Genomic DNA, 23,100 nt, shown 5'->3' with positions numbered 1-23,100 from the left:
GCTGCCGCAGGCCCGGGATCCGGGCCACAGTGGAACGGTGAACGGCATCACCCCAACGGCGGACCCCATTGATCGGCGCCGCAGCGGAACCAGGGCAGTGGATCCGGATCTTGCCCCGCACCCGCCCTCGGCGGCCCTGCACCGCGCTGAACACCAGGCCGCCTTCCTGCGACTTCTCGACTGGGTGGCCGGCGCCGCGGAAGACCTCTTCGCTTTGGCGGTCCCGGTGGACTGCGTCTGCTGCGGATCAGAAGACCACAGTCTTTGCCCCTCCTGTGCTGGCCGCCTCCGGCAGTTGACCAGGGAGCCCTTCCGCGTGGAAAGCGGGGCGCCTGCACTGATGGATGTCGCGGGGACAGTCATACTGCCAGTGGTGGCGGCAGGCGTGTACCGGGACGAACTGGCACAGGGGCTGTTGTCGTTCAAGCGGCACGGGCAGCACCAGCTCGCCAAGAGTCTTGGCCGCGCGCTGGCCTCGGCAGTCAGGGCGGCAGCCCGCGGCGGCCCCGGGTTCCTGCTGGTTCCGGTGCCCACCAGCACGTCCGCATACGTCAGCCGGGGTTTCAGCCCCGTCCACCTGCTGCTGAAGCAGGCGGCGCGGCAGTTGCCGGGGTTCGAGGTCGCAGATGTCCTGCGTAAGGCGGCCCCCGGGGGCCGGGTTCCGGACGGGTACAAGGGGTTTGTAGGCCGGAAAGCTTTAGGGGGTCAAAAGGGGCTGGGCAGGGGAGCCCGATCACAACGGGTCCGGGGATCCATGCAGGTCAAGCCCAGGGTCCGGGCAAAGGTCACAGGGCGCCCATGCATCCTCATCGACGACGTCCTGACCACCGGCGCCACCCTTGGCGAAGCAGCCCGGGCACTTCACCTCGCCGGCGCCCAAGTGAGGGGTGCTGTCGTGTTGGCGGCGACACGCCCGCCCGACGCCCCTGACCCGGACGCGGTACCCGCAGGGCCGCCGCGGAACCACCATGACTTAGAAAAAAATAAACCGGGAAAGGATGAATAACGGGTGGCTATGAACTAACGTCTGAGGTGGGTACCAAGAACAGAATGTACCTTTCGATGGCGGCTCGGAGAGGGGCTCGACTGTCAGGCAGCAGGGCCCATGGAAGTGCCGCCGTCGTGTCACCGAAGTCATTTGGAGGGCACCATGGAGTTTATGATCAGCGGACGAAATCTGACGGTTTCAGACCGGTTCCGCGAATACGCCGGGGAAAAGATCGCAAAAATCGAATCGCTGGGTGACAAGATCCAGCGTGTCGATACGAAAGTCTCCAAGGAGACCAATGCCCGGCAAACCGGCGACCAGTTGACGGTCGAGGTGACAGTCCTGGGCCGGGGCCCTGTGATCCGTGCCGAAGCGAGCGCCCCAGACAAATTTGCCGCCTTCGACCTCGCCTACAACAAGCTGCTTGAGCGGCTCCGCCGGGCCAAGGACCGCAAGAAGGTCCACCATGGCCGCCACACTCCCAAGGCTGTCCGTGAAGCAACAGCCACCCTTGAACCAGCCAGCGCGCACGAACCGTTGTACCTTGAAGCCAACCGCAGGAGTGAATCCGCGCAGGCGCCGGAAGAAAAATCCCCCTACGACGTTGAAAATGACATCCCGGCCGGGAACTCGCCGGTACTGATCAGGCGCAAGGTCTTCCCCGCTGCTTCAATGACGCTCGACGATGCCGTGGACAACATGGAGCTCGTCGGCCATGACTTCTATCTCTTCGTGGACAAGGCGACCAATACGCCTTCCGTCGTGTACCGCCGCCGCGGCTGGACCTACGGAGTCATCACCCTGGACCACGAATGCGAGCCAGGGGACACCGCCGTGGAGGAAAAGGTCCTGGCCTACCGCTCCGATGACGCTGCTGCTAACGCTTAAGGTGGACAACACCACCGCCAGAGAGGACTGAATTGTCAGCAACGCTGAGCCTTGACCAGGCCCGGCGGATCGCACTGGCAGCACAGGGACTCCATAAAGGACGGCCCGCCGGCCCCGTGACAGCACGGACGGTGGGCCGTACTTTTGCCCGGCTGCAGCTCGTCCAGATCGATTCCGTCAACGTCCTGGTTCGGAGCCACTTCCTGCCCTTTTATTCCCGGCTTGGCGACTACGACCGCGACATCCTGCAACGCATGTCAGCCAGCCATCCGCGCCGAATGCTTGAATACTGGGCCCACGAAGCCAGCTACATCCGGCCGGAGCATTACCAGGACCTGCTTCCGTGGCAGAAGCGGTCCTGGGTGGGCGCTTCCCGGCTCGACCCCGGGATTCGTGCTGACGTCGCCGCCAGGATCCTGGCAGCCCTTGCCCGGTCCCGGCCCATGACCGCCTCGGAACTGACAGCACGGCTTGGCCATGTGGAGGAAAAACAGTCGGACAACTGGGGCTGGAACTGGAATGCGGTTAAACGCGTGCTGGAAGACCTCTTCGAAGAGGGGCTGGTTTCGGCGGCCTCCAGGACCGGGCAATTCGAGCGCAGGTACGCGCTGACATCGAAGGTCCTGCCGTACCGGGCTTCTGAAGTCCGCGAGGTGGACCCAACTGCTGCACTCCAGCGGCTCACCGATGCGGCCGCGCTGGCGCATGGAATTGGAAGCATCCGCTGCTTCGCCGATTATTTCCGCACGCCGGTCAAGGCAACCGCCCAGGCCGTGGAGCATCTCGTGCAGCAGGGCCGGCTGGAACCCGTCAAGGTGGCTGGCTGGGGGCGGGACGTCTTCCGGCATGTGGAAGCGACACTCCCACGGCGTGCCACCGGCCGTGCCCTGTTAAGCCCCTTCGATTCGCTGGTCTTCGAGCGCCGGCGCCTGTGGGAACTGTTCGGGTTCCATTACCGGATCGAGATCTACACGCCGGAGCCAAAACGGCGTTTCGGATACTATGTCCTGCCTTTCCTGCTTCGTGACAGGATCGTGGCACGGGTGGACCTGAAAGCGGACAGGGCGGGCGGCCGCCTGTTGGTGAGGTCCGCTTTTGCCGAGCCGGACGCGCCGCTGGACACCGCCGTCGAACTCGCCGCGGAGCTGAAGCTGATGGCCCAATGGCTTGGCCTGCCGGAGGTGGAAGTGGGGCAGGCAGGCGACCTCGCCGCGAGTCTGTCCCAGGAACTGGCACGCCTGTAGCGAGTATCCGCTCTCAGGGAAAAGGGGCACCGGCCGCGTGTCTCTCCCGTAGACTGAACACGCCAGAATTCGGCGGCATCAGACTGGGAGCATCTTCACGTGGCATCACTTATCGAAAAAATTCTCCGCACGGGTGACAAGAAAACACTCCGGCAGCTGCGGAACTATGCCGATTCCATCAACGCCCTCGAAGACTCATTCAAGACCTTTACCGACGCCGAGCTGCGCGAGGAGACCGACCGTCTCCGCGAACGCCATGGGGACGGTGAAAAACTCGACGACCTGCTTCCGGAGGCATTTGCCGCCGTGCGGGAAGCGTCCTCACGCACCCTGGGGATGCGCCACTTCGATGTCCAGCTGATGGGCGGCGCCGCCCTGCACCTGGGCAATATCGCTGAAATGAAGACCGGTGAAGGCAAGACCCTGGTGGCGACCGCTCCCGCCTACCTGAACGCCCTCACCGGCAAGGGCGTGCACGTGGTCACCGTTAACGACTACCTGGCCGAATACCAGTCCGAGCTGATGGGCCGTGTGTACCGGTTCCTCGGGCTGACCAGCGGTGTTATCCTCGCCAACCAGGATCCGGCCGTTCGCCGCCAGCAGTACGCCGCCGACATCACCTACGGAACCAACAACGAGTTCGGGTTCGACTACCTGCGCGACAACATGGCGTGGGACCGCAATGAACTGGTGCAGCGCGGGCACAATTTCGCCATTGTCGACGAAGTCGACTCCATCCTCATTGACGAGGCGCGGACGCCGCTCATCATCTCCGGCCCGGCCCAGGGCGATACCAACCGCTGGTACAGCGAGTTCGCAAAAGTCGTGCTCCGGCTGCAGCCCGAGAAGGACTACGAAGTCGACGAGAAGAAGCGCACGGTTGGCGTCCTGGAGAGCGGGATCGAGAAGGTCGAGGACTACCTCGGTATCACCAATCTCTACGAATCGGCGAACACCCCGCTGATCGGCTTCCTGAACAACGCCATCAAGGCCAAGGAACTGTTCAAGCGGGACAAGGACTACGTCATCCTTGACGGTGAAGTCCTGATTGTCGACGAGCACACCGGCCGCATCCTTGCGGGACGCCGCTACAACGAAGGCATGCACCAGGCGATCGAGGCCAAGGAAGGCGTCGAGATCAAGGCCGAGAACCAGACGCTGGCCACCGTGACGCTGCAGAACTACTTCCGCATGTACGGCAAGCTTTCGGGCATGACGGGTACCGCCGAAACTGAGGCCGCTGAATTCATGAGCACCTACAAGCTGGGTGTTGTGGCCATCCCCACCAACCGGGACATGCAGCGGATTGACCAGTCCGACCTTGTGTTCAAGAACGAAGTTGTAAAGTTCGACGCCGTGGTTCGCGATATCGCCGAACGACACGAAAAAGGCCAGCCCGTCCTGGTTGGCACCACCAGCGTGGAGAAGAGCGAATACCTGTCCAAGCTCCTCGCCAAGGAGGGCATCCGGCACGAGGTCCTGAACGCCAAGAACCACGCACGCGAAGCTGCCATCGTGGCCCAGGCAGGCCGGAAGGGCGCTGTCACCGTGGCCACCAACATGGCCGGCCGCGGCACCGACATCATGCTGGGCGGCAACGCCGAATTCACTGCCGTCGCCGAGCTCGCCAAGCGCGGGCTGGACCCGGAGGAGAACTCCGAAGAGTACGAGGCCGCCTGGCCCGCTGCGCTCGAAGAAGCCAAGCAGTCCGTGAAGGATGAACACGAGGAAGTCCTGAACCTCGGAGGACTCTACGTCCTTGGCACCGAACGCCACGAGTCACGCCGCATCGACAACCAGCTCCGCGGCCGGTCCGGCCGACAGGGCGACCCCGGCGAATCACGGTTCTACCTCTCGCTGACCGATGACCTGATGCGGCTCTTCAACTCCGGTGCCGCAGAGCGTTTGATGAACAGCTCCGTCCCGGACGACGTGGCGCTGGAATCCAAGCTCGTGTCGCGTGCCATCGCTTCCGCCCAGGGGCAGGTGGAAGGCCGCAACGCCGAGCAGCGCAAGAATGTGCTGAAGTACGACGACGTCCTCAACCGCCAGCGTGAGGCCATCTACAGCGACCGCCGGCGCATCCTTGAGGGCGACGACCTGCACGAAAAGGTGCAGTTCTTCGTAGAGGACACCATCACGGCACTCATCGATGCCGCAACCGCCGAAGGAAACGGCGACGACTGGGACTTCCACCAGCTGTGGACAAACCTCAAGACGCTCTACCCTGTCAGCGTTACTGCGGAAGACATCATCGAAGAGGCCGGCGGCAAGTCCAGGGTCACCGTGGAGATGCTGAAAGAGGAAATCCTTTCCGATGCCCGCCTGGTGTACCAGGCCCGGGAAGAGGTTATTGGCTCCGAAAGCATGCGGGAGCTTGAGCGCCGGGTGGTGCTTTCCGTCATCGGCCGAAAGTGGCAGGAACACCTCTACGAGATGGACTACCTCAAGGAAGGCATCGGCCTTAGGGCCATGGCGCAGCGTGATCCGCTGGTGGAATACCAGCGCGAAGGCTTTGCGATGTTCCAGAGCATGATGGAAGCCATCCGCGAGGAGAGCGTCGGGTTCCTCTTCAACCTGGAGGTGGAAGTGACTCCTGCACAGGATGTCGTAGTGCAGGACGCCGCCGGCGGACACACCGAACATGTGGACCCCCAGGTCCGCGCCGCCGGTCTGGAAGCCCCGGAGAGGCCTGCACAGCTGCAGTACACCGCTCCCAGTGAGGGCGGTGGAACCCAGACCCGGGTGGAAACCCGGTCCGGGGGCGGACGCTCCGGGAATCCGGCCAAGGCGGCAGCGCAGGATGCTGCCAAGCGGCCCGCGAAGAAGAAAAAGCGTTAGCAGTACCGCCGGAAGTATCGGGAGGCAGCAAGCAGGACAGGGACGGAAGCGTCCCTGCCCTGCTTGCTGCCTCCTCGCTTGTAGCTTCGCCCCCGGGGGGCAGTTCCAAATCTCAACCGATGACGAGCTCGACTATCCGCCATACCTGTTTGCTGCGCTCAAGCCTGACAGCAACGGCACGGGCGCGAACGTCATCCACCACTACGGCACTTGCCTCGTAAATGCCGTCGGCCACCTCGCACACCCGGACGGAGCGGACCGTCGAATTGCGGTGGAGCCGGGCCAGTGCAGGGTTTCCGGTCCGGGTCAGTTCGCGCCTGATCAGGGCTGCACGATGCTGCAGCGCTGCAAGGCACCGCGGATCAAGGCGGCGGGCCAGCTGGTGGACGGGACGGATTCCCGCCAGGACTTCCATGGAGGCTTGGATCGTGCCCCGCGTGATCGCCCTGACTTCCGCCGCCTCATTGACAGGCTGCAGGGATGGCTTCGCCCCGGGAGGCTGGGCTATCGGTGCCGGTGCAGGGCGGGTTTCTGCCGTGCCCTTCCCGCCGTTTCCCGTAGTGGCGGCAAGCCCCCGGACGGTCCGGACAGGTGTCGCTGCAGTCATTGTGTTCCCCTAGCTTCATGTCGTCTGATGGATTGTGTGGCAGGCTGGGGCCCGCCAGGCTGCCGGCCGGAATTTGCGGGATGCACCCTGGCCCGGGTGGCCTGGCTACGACGCCGCAGGCGCCTGCAGTATTTGGCCGGGAAGCAGGACGTCGGGGCTTCCGCCGATCAGGGCGCGGTTTGCTGCGTACCACCGCGGCCATTCAAGGGCCACCTCCACGTCCGATGCCTCAGGCCCCAGATAGGTCGCCACGATGCCCCATAGTGTGTCGCCGGCCAGCACGGCTACTGAAGTTGCCTGGCCACTTAGGGCTGGACCGGAGGCATCTCTCACCTGAGGTCCGGCCAGCAAACCGGGTTCCACCACCGGGGGAGCAGGCTGCCAGCCGGGGTGGAGCGTGGCATCGGGGAGCTCGCTGCGGGAACTCCGCGCCATCGCAGCGTCTTCAGGGCCTCTTGGCGCTTCTTTTGCAGCCACGGTTGGCGAAGGGACCTGCATGCCGCCGGCGCCCAGGCTCCTACCTCCCTCCGCAACAGTGCCTGCGGGCGCAGGTTGCGATGGGACTGACGCCGCATATGCCTGTGTGGGGGTCCACGCAGGCCCGGGCGTGGCCGGTGCGGCATTCGCCGCGGCTCCTGCCACCAGCTGCAGCGACAGTGCGGCAACCACTGCCCGCTGCATGAAGGCCGGAGACAGACTGCGGGCCGACGCCGCGGCATGGCCTCGTCCGAAGCGTTCCAGCAGAACCGAGGCGCCTGCGGTCAGGATCGAAAAGACCCACCACAGCAAAAGGGCCATGCCGGCTGCAGCTGCGGCCGCCCCCAGAAGAACACTCACGGGTGCGTCCTGGTTGCGGGCTGCGGAGTCCTGCCACTGTCCAAGCAGGCCAACCCCCAGGAAGCAAAGCAGAATGCCCAGCACCAGAAGACCCAGTGCCATGAAGGCATCGGACCACTTTGCCTCTTCGGAGGGGCCCATTACTTCTCCTTTGATGTCGTTTGATGCTGTTTGATAATGCTTGAACAAGTTTGAGCGCAAAGATCAGCGTTTGTCCATACGTTGGAGAGGAAAAGATGCGGCCGTTGACTGGCCGGGCAGGGCAACCTACGCTGACGGGATGCGCTGGGATGCTCTCTTTAGTGACATGGAAAGCCAGTTCGCAGAGGCCGACCGTTTAGCGCTCGACAGCGAGATCAACGAGCGGACCCGGGCCGAGATGGTCAGCCTGCCACTCGAGCACCGGCTGCGTGCGGCCGTCGGGTGCCGCATCGGCGTTTACCTGCTTTGTGGAGAATTGGCGCGCGGGGAACTCAGGCATGCCGGAGCGGACGCGCTGGTCCTCGACGAAGACCAGCACCAAGTACTCATCCCTTACGCCGCTGCGGCGCGGTACGTCGGCCTCGGCAGGCACGCGTTGCCGGAGAGCTCACCGGTTCGCCGCTCAATCGGGCTTGCCCACTCCCTCCGCGGCCTTGCCCGCGACCGTGCGGAATTGTCCGTGACGATCGCGGCGGGAGCCGGCGCACAGCGGCTGGCCGGCGTTATCGACCGCGTCGGCCGGGACTACGTAGACCTGGCCTCGGTTACTCCTGGGGAGGTACGGAGGAGCCGGAGTGTCGGTGAAGTGACAGCTATCCCATTCACTGCCCTGGCCATGATCAGGTCGCCCAAGGCAGGCTGACTCCGGCTGGGAATCCGCGAAGGGTGCGGGGCGTCAAACAGACTTGGAGCGTGATTCCTGGATCATGCGACTGGCCTCGGCGTAGCGTTCCTCGATGTACTGCTCCAGCATTTTTTCTTCCACCCGCCACTGCCCGCGGCCGCCCACCTGGATGGCTTTCAGTTCGCCGCTGCGGACCAAGGCGTACGCGGCAGGGGAGTTGATCTGGAGCTGCTCTGCTACGTCGGCAAGCGTGAGGAACCTTGGCATACATCCATTTTGCCATCAAGTGGCACCTTGTGGGCCTGTTATCCACAGTTTGGCCGTATTTGGATATTTGACTTTTGTTCGCGTGGCCTTGCGGTAACAATGGGGAGTCCGGCCAGAGCGGGCAGGTCCGGTATACCTAGGGGGAGAACGGTATGGTTCCTGATTCAAGTGCCACAGCGGCGCGGCTGAAGCGCCCTTCGTGGAAGGATCCGCGGCTACTGGTGGGCGTCCTCCTGGTCCTGGCATCCATAGCGGGGGTCATCTTCCTGGTTGGCAGTGCAGACCGCAGCACTGAAGTCTATGCAGCACGGGAGGGCATCGCTGTCGGCGAGCGCCTCACGCAAGAGAACGTGGTGCGCGCCAAGGTCCGGCTGGGTGACACGGAACAGCACTACATCACGGTGGCGGCCGGCCTGCCCCAGGATGTTGTGGCCATGCAGAGGATTGGTAAGAACCAGCTTGTTCCCAGGGCGAGCCTTGGTGCCGTCGACCAGCTGAACCGAAAGCCCGTTGCCCTCACTGTCGAACAGACGTTGCCATCGCAGGCGGTCGCCGGGGCCCGTGTGGACGTCTGGGTGGCCCAGCCCGATGCGAAGAACGGATTCAGCGAGCCCAAGCTCATCCTTCCCGGAGCGGAAATTGCAGAGGTTGCGAATGGGTCCACTGCCCTCGGGTCATCAAAAACCACCGTGCTCATGGTCCTGGTCGAGGACAAGCAGATGCCTGCATTGCTGGGTGCCCAGGCCAATGAGGCGAAGATCTCCGTCGTGTGGAACCCGGGCGGCGCCCGATGAACATCCCCGTCGTCACCGTCGGCCAAAGCCGTGAGGACCTGGTTGGCGGTCTCGAAAGACTGCACGGTCCGGTCACGGTGGTACGCCGGTGCGCGGAACTTCCCGAACTGCTGGCGGCCTGCCAGAGCGGACTTGCCCGGGCGGCCGTGGTTGCCGATGGGTCCGAGGGGTTGACTGCTTCCCTGGTTGACCGGCTTGGTGCAGTAGGCGTCGCGGTCATCGCGCTGACCGACAATGCAGAGGAGGCGGTGAGGCTCCGCAAAATTGGCGTTGCCTCGGCGTTGACGGGGGTCGAGTCGGCAGAGCTTTCGGACAGGATCGCCGACGCAGTCGCTCAACTTACGGGTGGGGCCCGTCCGGCCAGCCTCAGCGCAGCCGCTGACCCCGGAGCTGCGCTGGCAACCGATCCTGTTGAGTCGGAGCAGGAGGCTGAAGGGCGCGGAAGCGGAAGGCTCATCGTCGTCTGGGGACCAGCAGGCTCGCCCGGAAGGACCACGGTGGCGGTGAACATCGCCGGGGAGATGGCCGCCGACGGCCAGGACGTCCTCCTGGTCGACGCCGACACCTACGGCGCCAGCGTCGCTGCAGTACTTGGTCTCCTGGACGAGTCAGCCGGGCTGGCCCAGGCGTGCAGGCTCGCCGATCACGGGCAGCTGGATGCCGATGCACTCCGGAAGGTTGCCGCCACGGTCGCTACGGCATCAGGACAGTTCCGGGTGCTGACGGGTATCACCCGGGCGGACCGTTGGACAGAAATCCGTGCCACAGCGCTGGCGCGGGTCCTCGAAAGGGGCCGGGAGATCGCCGAAGTGGTGGTGGTCGATACCGGCTTCTGCCTGGAAGCCGACGAGGAACTAAGCTTCGACACCATGGCGCCGCGCCGGAACGCGGCCACACTGCGGCCGTTGGAGCTGGCGGACACCGTCTACGCCATAGGCGCTGCCGATCCCGTGGGCGTACCCCGGATGGTACGCGCGCTCGCCGAGCTCGAAGACGCGGTTCCGCAGGCGTCACCCACTGTCCTGATGAACAAAGTGCGTTCCTCCTCCGTCGGGAGGGATCCTGAGCGCCAACTGCGCGATGCATGGGAAAGATACGGGCCGGCCTCGGAACTGAGGGCATTCTTGCCCCATGATCCCCGCGCTGCCGACGCCGCACTCCTGGCAGGGTCCCTCCTGCTGGAGGCCGCCCCGGATTCTGAACTGCGCCGTGCAATCCGCGGACTCGTTTGTGCACCAGACCAGCAAAAGCGGAGATCCTCTGTATTTTCTTCCACACCACGGCGAAGGGCGAAGGACTAGGCTCGCCATAAGAGCTGCAAAGGTGCGGCGAATATCTCTGATGGAGGCGTTGTCGATGTCGTCTGGATCCAGTGTGGAGGACCAGCCCCTCTCCATTGAAGGCCTTGAGGGTTTCATGGGGGACTACTACCAGCACCTGGCTGAGGAGGATGCGCGGAGCTACCCGCGTGATGTGCTGGAGGCCCGGGCTGAAGAGCACCGCCGCGCGGCTTCCGTGAGGCAACCCGGACAGGCCAGGATCTCGATTGTCGATGAAGAAGACAGCAGCGTCATCTTTGTCGTCACCGACGACATGCCATTTCTGGTCGATTCGGTAAACGCCGAACTTGTCCGGCAGCACGCGGCCATCAAACTCGTCGTCCACCCGCTTTTCGTGGCTACCCGCAACCGGGAAAGCGGTGAGCTGGTCAAGGTGAACAGGGTGCCCGCACACCTCGGGATTTCCAGCGGGGACACCGCTGCGATGCCCAACCTTTCCCACCTCATCGCGCAGGGGGAGAACGCCTCCCACATGGAATCGTGGATCGCCGTCGAAATCCAGCGCGTCCCGGACGAAACGAAGACGTCGCTGCTCGAGGGCCTGACCCGCGTGCTGAACGATGTCCGGGCCGCCGTGGAGGACTGGCCCAGGATGCGCCAGAAGGCGCTGGAAATCGCCGAAAGCCTGGACCGGGTGGCCAACTCTACGCAAATTGCCGAGCTCCGGCAGGCGAAGGACCTGTTGCGGTGGCTGGACGACGGGAACTTCACGTTCCTCGGGTACCGAGAATACGACCTGCTCAACGTGGACGGGGAAGACGTCCTCGAATTGCGCGAGGACAGCGGGCTCGGGCTGTTACGTGCCGCCGCAGACTCCCCCCACATCCAGCACCTGACCGATACCGGCCGCAAGAAGGCACGGGAAAAGCGTGCGCTCGTCATCACCAAAGCCAACTCGCGTTCCACCGTTCACCGTTCCGCCTACCTGGACTACATCGGCATCAAAAGCTTTGACGCTGCTGGGAACGTCAACGGCGAACGGCGCTTCATCGGACTCTTCGCCACCAGCGCCTACGCCGGCTCCGTCCGCGACATTCCCATCGTCCGGGAAAAGGTGGACGCCGTGCTGCAGAACGCAGGCTTCCCGCCGGACTCGCACTCCGGCAAGGACCTGCTGGGAATTCTGGAAACCTATCCCCGTGACGAGCTGTTCCAGATCGAAGTCCCCGACCTTGCCGCCACCGCGCTGGGAATCCAAAAGCTGCAGGAACGGCGGCGCACCCGCCTGTTCCTGAGGCCCGACATCTACGGCCGCTTCATGTCTGCCGTCGTCTACCTGCCCCGCGACCGCTACACCACCAACGTCAGGCTCCGTATTGAGCAGGAACTGAGGGAAACGTTCCAGGCAGTCTCGATCGACTACGAAGCCCGGATGACCGAATCGGCACTCGCGCGGCTCTTCTTCCGCATCCGCCTGCCCAAGGACGCCGACGTCAGCCATGTCAACAGCGATGAGCTGGAAAAGCGCCTGGTCCGGGCCGCACGGTCTTGGAGCGAAGGCATCGCGGAAGTCCTGCGCGAGGGCCGGGATGCAGCCGAGGCCAAGGAACTTGCTGCCATCTGGGCCGAGGCGTTTCCTGCCAGCTACCGGGTGGACTACGAAGTAGAGGACGCGCTGGAGGATATTGCGCGTTTTGAGAAGTACGGGGCTGCGGCCGAGCGAAGCACCGGCGAGCGTCAGGACCGGCCCGGCGTGCATGTGTACCTTCCCGAAGGTGCCGGTGCCACGCTGGAGGAGGATGCCCGGGTCAAGCTCTACATGCTGGAGCCCAAGAGCCTGAGCCAGATCCTGCCGTACTTCCACAACCTCGGACTTGAGGTCCTGGATGAGCGCCCGTTCGAAATCGAAACGGCGGACCACCGGGACTTCTTCCTGTACGACCTGGGCCTTAAGTACCCGGGGGCAGTGGACCCGATGTCCACGGGAGAGTTGCTGGCTGAGTCCTTTGGCGCGGCCGTCACCGGCGCCGCGGAATCAGACAGCTTTGACCGCCTGGTGCTGCGGGAAGGCCTGCACTGGCGGCAAATCACGGTGCTGCGCGCGTACGCCCGCTACATGCGGCAGATGGGCAACAGCAGTTCCTTCGGCTTCATGGCTGACACGCTCCTTGCCAACCCTGACGTGACCAGGGGCCTGACCGCGCTCTTTGCGGCCCGCTTTGACCCGGCGCTGGCGGAAGACAGCCGTGAAGAGGCCCAGGCGTCCGTGCGGCAGGAACTCGCAGCCTCCATTGAGAAGGTGGCAACGCTCGACGCCGACCGCGTGCTGCGGACTTTCGTCAACCTGATCGAGGCGACCCTCCGCACCAACTTTTACCAGGACAAGCCGCACCTCAGCTTCAAGCTGGATCCGGCGCAGATCGAAGGGCTGCCTTTCCCGCGGCCAATGTTTGAAATCTGGGTTTACGCTCCCCGGGTGGAAGGTGTGCACCTTCGCTTTGGCAAGGTGGCGCGCGGCGGGCTCCGCTGGTCCGACCGTCGGGAGGATTTCCGGACCGAAATCCTGGGCCTGGTCAAGGCGCAGACAGTCAAGAACGCCGTCATCGTGCCCACGGGCGCAAAGGGCGGTTTCTTCGCCAAGCAACTCCCGGACCCGTCCACGGACCGTGCCGCCTGGATGGCGGAAGGCGTCGAAAGCTACAAGACGTTCATCCGGGGCCTGCTGGACCTTACCGACAACCTCCTGACCGAAGGTGACGGCCAGCGGCTTGTGCCGCCGTCGAACGTTGTCAGGCATGACGACGACGACTCCTACCTTGTAGTTGCCGCCGACAAGGGCACGGCTACTTTCTCCGACATCGCCAACGGCCTGTCAGCGGAGTACGGCTTCTGGCTGGGCGACGCCTTTGCCTCGGGCGGTTCCGTGGGCTACGACCACAAAGCGATGGGCATCACGGCGCGCGGCGCCTGGGAATCGGTGAAGCGGCACTTCAGCGAGCTGGACCTTGATACCCAGACCGAACCGTTCACCGTGGTGGGCGTGGGTGACATGTCCGGGGATGTCTTCGGTAACGGGATGCTCCTGTCCCGGCACATCCGCCTGCTTGCCGCATTCGACCACCGTCACATCTTCCTGGATCCCAATCCGGATGAGGAATCCTCGTTTGCGGAGCGGCAGCGGCTGTTCGAGCTGCCCCGGTCCTCCTGGGACGACTATGACAAGTCACTGATCAGCGAAGGGGGCGGGATTTTTGCCCGCCAGGCCAAGTCCATCCCGGTATCCGCGCAGGTGCGCACCGCACTTGGGCTGCCGGCGGAAACCACTGAACTGAGCCCGCCGGAACTCCTGCGTGCCATCCTGCTGGCACCGGCCGACCTGCTGTACAACGGCGGAATCGGGACCTACGTCAAGGCAAGCTCAGAGTCCAACGCCTCTGTGGGGGACAAGGCCAACGACGCGATCCGCGTCAACGGCCGGGACCTGCGCGTCAAGGTGGTCGGCGAGGGTGGAAACCTGGGCATGACGCAGCGCGGCCGTATCGAGGCAGCCCTGCAGGGTGTCATCCTTAACACGGACGCCATTGACAACTCCGCGGGCGTGGACTGCTCGGACCACGAGGTCAACATCAAGATCTTCGTGGACCGGATGGTCGCTGCCGGCAGGCTGCCCGCCGATGAACGCGCGGACTTCCTGGCCTCGATGACCGACGAAGTGGGTCGCCTGGTCCTGGAAGACAACATCGACCAGAACATCCTGCTCCTGAACGACCGCACCCGGGTGGCGGAGTGGAGCCCCAGCTATGAACGGCTCATGGACTGGCTGGAGAAGAGCGCCGACCTGAACCGTGACCTGGAGGCGCTGCCTTCCACGGAAACCCTTCGGGAGCGGCTGCAGCAGGGCCAGGGGCTGACCTCCCCGGAGTTGTCGGTGCTGGCCGCCTACGCCAAGATCGAGCTGGCGTCGGCCCTGCGGGACAGTGAACTCGCCGACGATCCGTGGTTCCGTGGGACGCTGCGCTCCTACTTCCCGCACCAGTTGCGCGAACGTTTCGACGCCGAGCTGGACACCCATCCGCTGCGCCGCGAAATCATCGCCACCGTGGTGGCGAACGACATGATCAACCTGGGCGGCATCACCTTCGCCTTCCGGGTGATGGAGGAAACGTCGGCCAGCGAAGTGGCGGTGGCCAAGGCTTTCGTGGCCCTGCGTGAGGTGTACGAACTCGACGCGATGGTGTCGGAACTGAACAGCCTGCCCGCTTCGTTCCCCACCGAGCATTGGAGCGCCGTCCACCTGGACATCCGCCGGCTCCTGGACCGGGCAGTCCGGTGGCTGCTCAGCCAGGAAAGTGTTTCGCGCCCCATCGCCGAGGTGGTGTCCGAGTTCAAGCCGCTGATGGATCCGATGCGGGCCCGGCTGCTCGACTATCTGCGCGGCGATGACCGCGAGCGGGTGGCGGCGTGGCTGGCCAAGGGCCGTGAGTGGCAGCTTCCCGAAGACCTTGCCCTGCGCTGGGCCGAGCTGTTCGAGAGCTTCGTGCTGCTGGACATCGCCAAGATCGGCCGCTCCCGCAAGGACCCTGTCGAGGAGATCGCGGCTGTCTACTACACGGTCTTCAACCGCTTCCATGCGGACTCGCTGCTGGAACGGATCAGCAGCCTGCCCCGGCAGGACCGGTGGCAGGCGCTGGCCCGCGCCGCCTTGCGCGATGACCTCTACTCGACAGTGTCGGATATGACGACGGCGGTGCTGGACGCCACGTCCGCCGCCGAGTCACCCGACGCGCGGCTCAAGGACTGGGAGGCCCAGAATGCCGAGCAGCTGGGCCGGGCCAAGAGCATGTTCGATGAGGTGAACGCCCTGGAGGCCGACGACATGGCCTCACTGTCGGTAGCATTGAGGCTCTTGAGGTCAATCGTCCGACGCTAGCAAGCCGGCGTCGCAAATGGAGGTGCAGTGGCAATCTTTACGGACCCCATCAGGGAACACGCTGATTTCGGGCCGGGCGATGCCGAATGGCTGCACCTCCTGGTGGGGGACTGGCAGATGGTGGCGGACCTGGCGTTCGCCGACCTGGCGCTGTGGTTCCCCCACCCGGAGCTTGGCTACATTGCGCTGGCGCACGTGCGGCCCTCCACCACCCACACGGCGTTCCACAGCGACTTTGTGGGCGAAGGCATCAGGTCCGATCTGCAGCCACTTGTGGACAGGGCGTGGAACAGCAGGACCATCGAGCGTTCCAGCGAGACGAACTGGAACAGCGAGATGGCCCTGCGGGTGGAGGCCGTTCCCATGGTCCGCAATGGCAGGACCCTTGCGGTGGTCACCACGCACATGGACTTGTCCAGCTCCCGGATGCCGTCCCGGCTGGAACTGACGTACCGCCAGTGCGCGTACGACCTCCTGCGGATGGGAACCCTGGGGTTGTGGCCGGACTTTGCCTCACCCACCGGGTCCCGCCGGGGCGCCCCCCGTGTGGGGGACGGGCTGATCAGGCTGGATGCCGACGGCGTGGTGCAGTATGCCAGCCCCAATGGCGTGTCGGCCTTCCGGCGGTTGGGTGACGGCGAGTCCCTGGAGGGCCGTTCGCTCGCTGAGGTGACGGCCGGCCTGCTGAAAGACCGCCGGATGGTTGATGAAACCCTGCCGCTGGTGGTGACCGGCCGCATGCCGTGGCGCAGCGAAATTGAGTCCCGGGGGGTGAGCCTGTCCCTGCGGGCCATTCCGCTCCGTGATGAGCAGCAGCGGTTTGGCGCGCTGGTGCTCTGCCGCGACGTCTCCGAATTGCGCCGTCGTGAGATGGAGCTGGTAACTAAGGACGCCACCATCCGGGAGATCCACCACCGGGTCAAGAACAATCTTCAGACCGTTGCTGCGCTCCTGCGGATGCAGTCCCGCCGCATGAGGAGCGACGAGGCAAAGCAGGGCTTGGAACAGGCAATGCGACGTGTTGCCACCATTGCGCTGGTTCACGAAACCTTGTCGCAGGGCCTCACCCAAAGCGTCGATTTCGACGAGCTGATCGGGCGCCAGTTCCGGCTGTCCGCGGAGGTGGCGTCCCCCTCCCAGCAGGTCCGGACCGAGCGGGAGGGCACGTTTGGCGAACTCCCCAGCGATCTCGCAACCCCTCTTGCCCTGGTCATCAACGAACTGGTGACCAACGCCGTAGAGCACGGACTTGAGGGCAGGGCGGGAACAGTATGGCTTGTTGCCGACCGGTCCGAAGGTGAAGACGGTGAGGAGTTGACGGTCACCATTGCCGACGACGGCGTGGGACTTCCCGAAACCCCGCACGTTGAGGGACTGGGCCTGCAGATCGTGCGGACCTTGGTCACCAGTGAACTGGGCGGCACCATCACGTGGCAGCGCCGCGAGGGCGGCGGCACCGAAGTCAAGATCCGGCTGAGCCTGGCCGGCAAGTAAGGCGCGGCCTCCCCTCCCTGCCGGCGCATGCCGGAAGTGAGGCCAACGCCAGCAGGAGAACAGACAGAGGCCCCGGGACAATCCATCTGGATAATCCCGGGGCCCCTGTTTTAGTTGCTCTGCGCTTTTGCCTTGCCGTTTGAAGCCTTACTAGGAGGCGCGGCGGGCACGGGCAGCGCGCCGTTTCAGGGCGCGGCGCTCGTCTTCGCTCATGCCGCCCCACACACCGGCATCCTGGCCGGATTCCAGCGCCCACTGCAGGCATGTGTCCACGACGGGGCACCGCCGGCAGACGCTCTTGGCTTCCTCGATCTGCAGGAGGGCCGGCCCTGTATTCCCAACGGGGAAGAACAGTTCCGGGTCCTTGTCGAGGCACGCTGCGCGATTACGCCAATCCATGCTGATCAGTTGCTCCATTTCTGGGAAGTGCCTTTGTGAAATTATTCACTAGTGGCTACAAAGGAAAAGGGCCCTCTGGGCCCCCTTGGTCATCTGCATCAAGCCTGTCATGTTAACGCTGTGTAAACAAGGGGTAATAACGCCCGAAATCCCACGAAACCTGAGCGATGCATCACAGTGTCGGCCTGCGCCTTCACCAGTGTCCGACTATGTCCGGTAGGGTGCCATTGTGTCAAGACCCCCGGTGAACCCAGCAGGTACCCCATCTTCTCCCGATGACTCCAGCGGGGACGCCGGTCGCCCAGTGGGCCGACCGTCGACGGTGCCCGGTGGGGCCAAAGTGGTCGCGCTCGTGGCTGCTGCCGAGGCTTCCGCGCTCCTGGTGGCGGCGGGGTGGTATGCCTACGAGTTGCTGTCCGGGAGCCCCGTCCTGTCCTTCTGGGGCGCGGTCTTCACCCTGGGCCTCCTGCTGGCCTTTTCCGCCTGGCTTTACGCCGTTGCCGTCTCTCTCTACCGGGGCTTCCGGTGGACCAGGGCGGCCGCCCTGGTGGCCCAACTGTTCGTACTGACCATTGGCGTGCCGGCCATGACGAGCGGCCTGGTCCTCGTCGGGATCGCAATGGTGGTTCCGGCGGTCGCAGCCATCGTTCTCCTGTTCTCCAACAGGGTGATAAACCATGCCTCACGCACAGGGACCGCGCCGCCCACTCTCTGACCTTGCAGCCGGGGTGTTCCCAATCCGGGGCCTACATGTTTGTGGGACGGTGAAGCTCGCTCCCATGCTCCGCCCTGGCCACCTGAAGGGAGCAGGACCGGCCGCCGGAGATCAGCACGCCGCGGCCGGCCGGGGGATTCGGCTCGATTTCGAACCGGCTTCCGAACAGGTCACCGTCAGCTGCTGAGCGCGGACAGAGCAGCAGTCCAATGCCCGATGCCCTGGAGCTCATGATCAGCGGAATGCGCTGGGGGAGCGCCGGGCTGAAAGCGGCGGTGACCACGGCAGGGTAGCCAAGGGCAGTCAACTGGCTTAAGTCCCTTATTGCGGGTGGTGCGAGCAGATCGACATCATCAACAAGGAGAATTGACCCGCGGGGCACCTGTCCTGCTTCGGCCTGCACCAGCAGCTGGGACCAAAAACTTCCAGCCGGGTCCGACGGTTCAGGACAGGTGCACCAGGACTGTTCCGGGTTGAGCGCCTCCAGTGCGTGCAAGGTATTGGTCTTGCCGCTTCCGGGGCTGCCAAGGACCGCCATGACGCCGCCGCCGGGCAGGCGAAAGGACAGTGGGGCAACTTCGTCCCCCGATACCCCGAGGAGGATCTCGCGCTGGCGTCGGTCCCTTCCCGGGGGCGCCGTTGCTGACAATCCGGAATGGGGCCCTCCGTCCATCCCGTCCCGTCCTGGTGACGGGTGTTCGGGGACAGGGCCAACTCGCGTTGGCTCTGCCATTGCTGCAACCTGACTGACCGTGATTGTCACCGGGAGGGGTGCCACGCGAAATGGAGGCGGGCCCGCAGGCAGGTAATTGGGGTTGCCCGCGATGTCCGGGACAGCGGTGCGGTAGAACTGGCACACTGCGGGGTCGCCGCCGGAGGCAGGGCCAAAGACTGCCGCCCGCCCCTGGACGGCCGGGGCCGAGGGCAGCCGCGGCCACATGCCCCGGCTTTCCTCCGTGGAACCGGCCGGAAAGTAGAAGCGGTTGGGAAGGGCGCCGAAAAACCTGGCCGTTACCAGCTCGCGCTCGCCCGAGAGCAGCAGCGTGATTCCTGCTGTGGCGCCGTCACGAACGAGGTCGTGGACCAGGTCCTCAGCCCAGGCCAACGGCCCCGACCGGAAGGCCGAAACCCAGGACCCCCAACCGGAGATGACGAGGACGAGAGGTGTCCGGCTGCCGGCTGGATTACTCAGCCGCTGCCCAAGTTCCCGCGCCAGCCGCTCCAGGATCCGTACTCCACGCCGCAGCTCGTGCAGTCCGGCATGAGCGCCCGTCCTGGCTGCCCGGGCCAGCGGCAAGAAGCCTCCTGTGGCGTCCAACAGGTAAAAGTGGGTTTCAGCAGGACGGGTCATCAGTTTGTGGACGGCCAGTTCCAGGCCTTCTCCGGCGCCGGAAGCGGCACCGCCGACGAATGCAGCGTGACCGTGGCGGGCGGGGCTCCACACCAGGGCCTCTACCTTTTGCTTTTCCGGTAGATCCATCAAGCCCAGCTGTACGTGGCCGGCTTGGGCCAGGGGTTCCCCCCGGCTGGGGGTGGCGGTTGCCGGGCTCCAGGCGGGGCCACACGGAGCAGGTTCTTCCAGTTGCTCCGGCAGAGGCGGAGCTACAGGCCTCCGTGGCAGTGCTTTTTCCTGCGCGGCGCACAGGTTCCGCACCATGGCTGTCAGCGGTTCCACTGCCCGCGCGGGGGTTGGCGCAGCGGCTGGCCCGTGGCCGGGTTCGTCGCCGTGTGCGGTGAGGTAATCAGTTGTCCGGTGGACTTCAATTGCGGCGGAACGGCTGACCCCGGAAGGTGGGGCGAGGGAGGCTGCCTGGAACTCCTCTGCTGCCTCCGCTCCACGGGCCAGGAAGGCGCGGCCTGGCGAGTCGACACTGATGGCCGCGGCGGCCTTTGAGTTGACGATATCCAACGACTCCATAGCTGACTGCACGCGAAGGGCAATGCTGGAGGTGACGTTGGCGCGGATGTCTGCCGTCAGGGCGCCCTGCGGTCGCTGCGTTGCCATCACCAAGTGGATGCCGAGCGATCGCCCGATAGCTGCAATCCGCAGCAGTTCACGCAGTGCTTCCGGGGCGTCGTCAACCAGCATCCGGAACTCGTCGATGACGATGACCAGATGGGGAAGGACAAAGTCCCGGGCCGCAGCCGTGGAGCGGTATGCGGAGATATCCGGGACGCGGGCGGCTGAAAGGCAGCTCTCCCGAAGCCGCACTTCGGCGCGGAGTGAAGTCAGTGTCCGGACCATTTCGCCATTGGAAAGGTCTGTCTGCAACCCGACACAGTGCACGAGGCTGGCCAACGGGGCCAGCCCTGAACCGCCCTTGAAATCGATGAAAAAGAAGTTGACCCGCTCCGGCGGATGGCTCAGGGCGAGGGCAAGTGTGAGGCTGCGGAGCAATTCCGACTTTCCCGAGCCGGTGGTGCCTGCGACCAGAAGGTGGGGTCCGTCGGCATGGAGGTCGATGTACTTCGTTCCGGCTGCGCTCCGTCCCAGCGGTGCGGCCAGCCCGTCATCCTGTGCACTGGAGTCCCAGCGGTCAGCTGTGGCCTCAGGGGTGAGGGACAGGACCTGGCCGAGGCTGCAGGCAGCCGGAACAACACTGCCCGCTTCCCCGTCCCCGGAATGTTCGCCTGCCAGGCGCCGGCAAAAACGGGTGAACACGCCTTCGGGTGCCAGGTCGGGGACGAAGACCGTCTCGCCGAGGTCTAACAGTGCCACCGAGTGTCGTTCGGATAGAAGGACATCGGGTGCGGGCCGTTCCCCTTCGTCCGGAAGGAAATGCAGAACCTGCCACCCGTGCCGGAGTGCTGCTTCGCGGATCCGGTGTTCAGCCTCGAGCGTGGAGGATTCCCCCCTAATCAACAGGACCCCGCGCTCGCAGCCTGGTGGATGGCTGCTGTTCACGACTCCGAGTCCGGCACCGGCTGTTGCCGTGAGCGTCACCCTGGAAAGGTAGCGGGCAGCGAGTGGCAGGGTTCCCGGCGTCCCGTGGACGACGACCTGGGTGGTGCCCCCGCGCGGGTACCCCGCCAGTTGCATGAGGAAGGAGCGGATGGCCCCGTCGGTGGCAAAGCGCGGTCCGCCCACCGTGGTGAGCGGGCGGGCCGGGTCGAGCAGCACAGGCGCAATTCCGGAGGATGGAACCACTTGGGCAGCGCCAAGCGGTTCGACTCTGATGTTCGGCGCCTGTTCTGCCTGGCCCACCCGCAGCCAGATGCCATCGGCGCCCGTATCGTCATAGGGCATCTCCTTGGCTGATTCCGCGGCCATTGCTACGAGCGACAGGGGAGGGGCGCACCGCCGTCGGCGTTTTCTGTCTTCCTCGACAGCGGCATCCACAGCGGCGGACAAATCCCGCTTCTGCCGCCTTCCGCTGAGGGCGGTAACCAGGACCGGGAACGCGGAAGCCAGGGAAAAGGCGAGGAACATCCACATGCCGGTGAACGAGGCGAGCAGCACCCCGATTGCAAGTGGCAGAACAGCGGTGACAAGGAGTACGAGACGGTTTCCGGCCTCGGCCCGGCCGGCCACCACGATCGGGTCCGCCACCGACTTTCCAGCATCTGCCAGGATCTGAACCGGCAGTTCTGCAAAAACCAGTGACAGGTTGGACTGCCCGCACCTGATGCTGGAGTCCGTGGAGATGACCGTGCTGCGGATCCGCTCCCCGTTGACGTATGTCCCGTTGGCGCTATCCAGGTCAACCAACATGATGTCCGTCTCCGTAACCACGACGCGGGCGTGTTCGCGGGAAAGCTCCGGATCCGGAATGACAATCCTCGTGCCGCTGCGGCCAATGCTGTAGCTGCCACGTTGGAGCCGGACAATCGTTCCCGCTGCCGCGCCGCTGTCAACAGTGAGGGCCAGCGGAGCCACAGGACCGCCCACCGGCGGACGTTCAGGCCGCCGCCTCAAAGGAGCGGTGCCGGCATCGACAAGGATGGCCGCCTCCACCAACGGAGGAACACCCAGCACCAGGCAGCATAAATCTTCCCCGTCCACGGTGACAGCGCCTGCGCCGAACTTTCGTACCAACTGCTGGTGAATCACGGAGCCGGACGTGCCAAACGGGGCATCGATGGATAATTCCACAGGTGGCTCGACCTTCGGTGATCCCGGGCCGCCAACCAGCGTGCAGTTGAATGTCATGGTTGGGATCCTTCATGTTGTAACCCACACGCTAACCACGGCGGGCAGGCCCGGGCAGGCACTTCAGGCTCTATGTGGATAAACGTGTGGTTTCTGGTGTCCCCGGAGCCTGGCAGCGCGGTTAGGATCACTACATCCTGGACCTGGCCAATGCGTCCGTGAGTTGCGAAGGAGTCCCCCTTGACCACGATCGCTGACAGCGCGGACGTTGCGACCGGAGCCCACATCGGGGCAGGCACCAAGGTGTGGCATCTCGCACAGATCAGGGAGGCAGCCCGCCTGGGGGAGAACTGCGTCATCGGCCGCGGCGCCTACATAGGGCCTGGGGTGGTACTGGGGGAGAACTGCAAGGTCCAGAACTACGCGCTGGTGTACGAGCCCGCGGTCCTGGAAGCAGGTGTCTTCATTGGTCCGGCAGCGGTGCTGACCAACGATGTCTTTCCCCGGGCTGTCACACCGCAGGGCGTCCTTAAAACGGAGGACGACTGGGACAAAGTGGGTGTCACCATCCGGCAGGGGGCTGCCATCGGGGCGCGGGCAGTCTGCATAGCACCCCTGACCATCGGCGCGTGGGCCACGGTGGCGGCGGGCGCCGTCGTCACCAGGGACGTGCCGGACTTTGCGCTCGTTGCCGGGGTACCCGCGCGTCGTATTGGTTGGGTGGGGAGGGCCGGCCAGCCACTCCGGCAGGAGGGCGGGCAGTGGATCTGCCCCGGTACGGGGGAGGCCTACATTGAAGACGGCGGGACACTGCGCCTTGCCTGACGGCGGCCTGTGTGCCGGCTCACAGCCAGCGGGCTGATTCGACGGCCCGTGCAGTCCCTCGGGTAGGCTAGAGCA

At 64.8% G+C, this 23,100-nt stretch carries 16 protein-coding genes; 11 read left to right on the top strand and 5 right to left on the bottom strand.

Annotated elements, in window-relative coordinates; all coding sequences use genetic code 11:
* The first annotated feature begins 67 nt into the window (after nt 1–67).
* The 4 genes from JCQ34_RS12335 (at nt 68) to secA (ending at nt 5,961) form a co-directional block, all read left to right on the top strand.
* The gene (locus JCQ34_RS12335) at nt 68–1,006 is read left to right on the top strand and encodes a ComF family protein (RefSeq protein ID WP_434738950.1); all 939 of its coding nucleotides are present in this window, start codon (nt 68–70) and stop codon (nt 1,004–1,006) included.
* Between the two features lie 144 nt (nt 1,007–1,150).
* On the top strand, nt 1,151–1,876 hold the full coding sequence (hpf, locus tag JCQ34_RS12330; protein ID WP_286397936.1) for a ribosome hibernation-promoting factor, HPF/YfiA family: 726 nt from the start codon (nt 1,151–1,153) through the stop codon (nt 1,874–1,876).
* Nucleotides 1,877–1,908: 32 nt separating this feature from the next.
* Entirely contained in the window at nt 1,909–3,120 is a 1,212-nt protein-coding gene (locus JCQ34_RS12325) for a winged helix-turn-helix domain-containing protein (protein ID WP_286397934.1), read from the top strand.
* Nucleotides 3,121–3,219: 99 nt separating this feature from the next.
* Complete coding sequence (gene secA, locus JCQ34_RS12320; protein WP_286397932.1) at nt 3,220–5,961, top strand: preprotein translocase subunit SecA; 2,742 nt, start codon at nt 3,220–3,222, stop codon at nt 5,959–5,961.
* Between the two features lie 112 nt (nt 5,962–6,073).
* On the opposite strand, the gene JCQ34_RS12315 is transcribed toward secA, so the two are convergent.
* Nucleotides 6,074–6,568, bottom strand: a complete 495-nt coding sequence (locus JCQ34_RS12315; protein WP_286397929.1) for an Rv3235 family protein — start codon at nt 6,566–6,568, stop codon at nt 6,074–6,076.
* A 105-nt stretch (nt 6,569–6,673) separates the two neighbouring features.
* Entirely contained in the window at nt 6,674–7,546 is an 873-nt protein-coding gene (locus tag JCQ34_RS12310; RefSeq protein ID WP_286397928.1) for a LysM peptidoglycan-binding domain-containing protein, read from the bottom strand.
* Between the two features lie 166 nt (nt 7,547–7,712).
* On the opposite strand from JCQ34_RS12310, the gene JCQ34_RS12305 reads away from it, so the two are divergent.
* On the top strand, nt 7,713–8,249 hold the full coding sequence (locus tag JCQ34_RS12305; protein WP_350310791.1) for a hypothetical protein: 537 nt from the start codon (nt 7,713–7,715) through the stop codon (nt 8,247–8,249).
* Nucleotides 8,250–8,282: 33 nt separating this feature from the next.
* On the opposite strand, the gene JCQ34_RS12300 is transcribed toward JCQ34_RS12305, so the two are convergent.
* Nucleotides 8,283–8,498, bottom strand: a complete 216-nt coding sequence (locus tag JCQ34_RS12300) for a helix-turn-helix domain-containing protein (protein WP_018768505.1) — start codon at nt 8,496–8,498, stop codon at nt 8,283–8,285.
* A gap of 152 nt (nt 8,499–8,650) precedes the next feature.
* Here JCQ34_RS12300 and JCQ34_RS12295 point away from each other — a divergent pair, with 152 nt between their 5' ends.
* From JCQ34_RS12295 to JCQ34_RS12280, 4 genes are read left to right on the top strand one after another with little or no spacing between them, the layout of a single operon-like run.
* Nucleotides 8,651–9,292, top strand: a complete 642-nt coding sequence (locus JCQ34_RS12295) for a hypothetical protein (protein WP_286397926.1) — start codon at nt 8,651–8,653, stop codon at nt 9,290–9,292.
* Nucleotides 9,289–10,593, top strand: coding sequence for an AAA family ATPase (locus JCQ34_RS12290; protein WP_286397925.1), 1,305 nt, complete (start codon nt 9,289–9,291; stop codon nt 10,591–10,593). The genes JCQ34_RS12295 and JCQ34_RS12290 overlap by 4 nt, the downstream gene beginning before the upstream one ends.
* A 55-nt stretch (nt 10,594–10,648) precedes the next feature.
* Nucleotides 10,649–15,502 carry an NAD-glutamate dehydrogenase gene (locus tag JCQ34_RS12285; protein WP_286397924.1) on the top strand — a complete coding sequence of 1,618 codons (4,854 nt, stop codon included), beginning with the start codon at nt 10,649–10,651 and terminating at the stop codon, nt 15,500–15,502.
* A gap of 27 nt (nt 15,503–15,529) precedes the next feature.
* Entirely contained in the window at nt 15,530–16,996 is a 1,467-nt protein-coding gene (locus tag JCQ34_RS12280) for a sensor histidine kinase (RefSeq protein ID WP_286397922.1), read from the top strand.
* Between the two features lie 150 nt (nt 16,997–17,146).
* On the opposite strand, the gene JCQ34_RS12275 is transcribed toward JCQ34_RS12280, so the two are convergent.
* Nucleotides 17,147–17,395: a WhiB family transcriptional regulator gene (locus JCQ34_RS12275; protein ID WP_003804966.1), complete on the bottom strand. Its 249-nt coding sequence runs from the start codon at nt 17,393–17,395 to the stop codon at nt 17,147–17,149.
* Between the two features lie 229 nt (nt 17,396–17,624).
* Between JCQ34_RS12275 and JCQ34_RS12270 the strand changes: the two genes are divergently transcribed.
* A complete protein-coding gene (locus JCQ34_RS12270; protein WP_376976189.1) occupies nt 17,625–18,110 on the top strand; it encodes a hypothetical protein in 486 nt (161 codons plus the stop codon).
* A gap of 31 nt (nt 18,111–18,141) precedes the next feature.
* Here the strand turns inward: JCQ34_RS12270 and JCQ34_RS12265 are convergent, their stop codons facing one another.
* Complete coding sequence (locus JCQ34_RS12265; protein ID WP_286397920.1) at nt 18,142–22,203, bottom strand: FtsK/SpoIIIE domain-containing protein; 4,062 nt, start codon at nt 22,201–22,203, stop codon at nt 18,142–18,144.
* 237 nt (nt 22,204–22,440) lie between these two features.
* Here JCQ34_RS12265 and JCQ34_RS12260 point away from each other — a divergent pair, with 237 nt between their 5' ends.
* Nucleotides 22,441–23,025, top strand: a complete 585-nt coding sequence (locus JCQ34_RS12260; RefSeq protein ID WP_286397918.1) for an acyltransferase — start codon at nt 22,441–22,443, stop codon at nt 23,023–23,025.
* The last annotated feature ends 75 nt before the right edge of the window (nt 23,026–23,100 follow it).

The sequence above is a fragment of the Pseudarthrobacter defluvii genome, from assembly GCF_030323865.1.
In the GTDB taxonomy this organism is placed as follows: domain Bacteria; phylum Actinomycetota; class Actinomycetes; order Actinomycetales; family Micrococcaceae; genus Arthrobacter; species Arthrobacter sedimenti.
This window is presented reverse-complemented; position numbering and strand designations above follow the sequence as displayed.

Coding starts and splice junctions, on each gene's coding strand:
- hpf (WP_286397936.1), top strand. CDS start 1,151: ATGGAGTTTATGATCAGCGGACGAAATCTGACGGTTTCAGACCGGTTC.
- JCQ34_RS12290 (WP_286397925.1), top strand. CDS start 9,289: ATGAACATCCCCGTCGTCACCGTCGGCCAAAGCCGTGAGGACCTGGTT.
- JCQ34_RS12305 (WP_350310791.1), top strand. CDS start 7,713: ATGGAAAGCCAGTTCGCAGAGGCCGACCGTTTAGCGCTCGACAGCGAG.
- JCQ34_RS12285 (WP_286397924.1), top strand. CDS start 10,649: ATGTCGTCTGGATCCAGTGTGGAGGACCAGCCCCTCTCCATTGAAGGC.
- JCQ34_RS12315 (WP_286397929.1), bottom strand. CDS start 6,568: ATGACTGCAGCGACACCTGTCCGGACCGTCCGGGGGCTTGCCGCCACT.
- JCQ34_RS12310 (WP_286397928.1), bottom strand. CDS start 7,546: ATGGGCCCCTCCGAAGAGGCAAAGTGGTCCGATGCCTTCATGGCACTG.
- JCQ34_RS12295 (WP_286397926.1), top strand. CDS start 8,651: ATGGTTCCTGATTCAAGTGCCACAGCGGCGCGGCTGAAGCGCCCTTCG.
- JCQ34_RS12300 (WP_018768505.1), bottom strand. CDS start 8,498: ATGCCAAGGTTCCTCACGCTTGCCGACGTAGCAGAGCAGCTCCAGATC.
- JCQ34_RS12275 (WP_003804966.1), bottom strand. CDS start 17,395: ATGGATTGGCGTAATCGCGCAGCGTGCCTCGACAAGGACCCGGAACTG.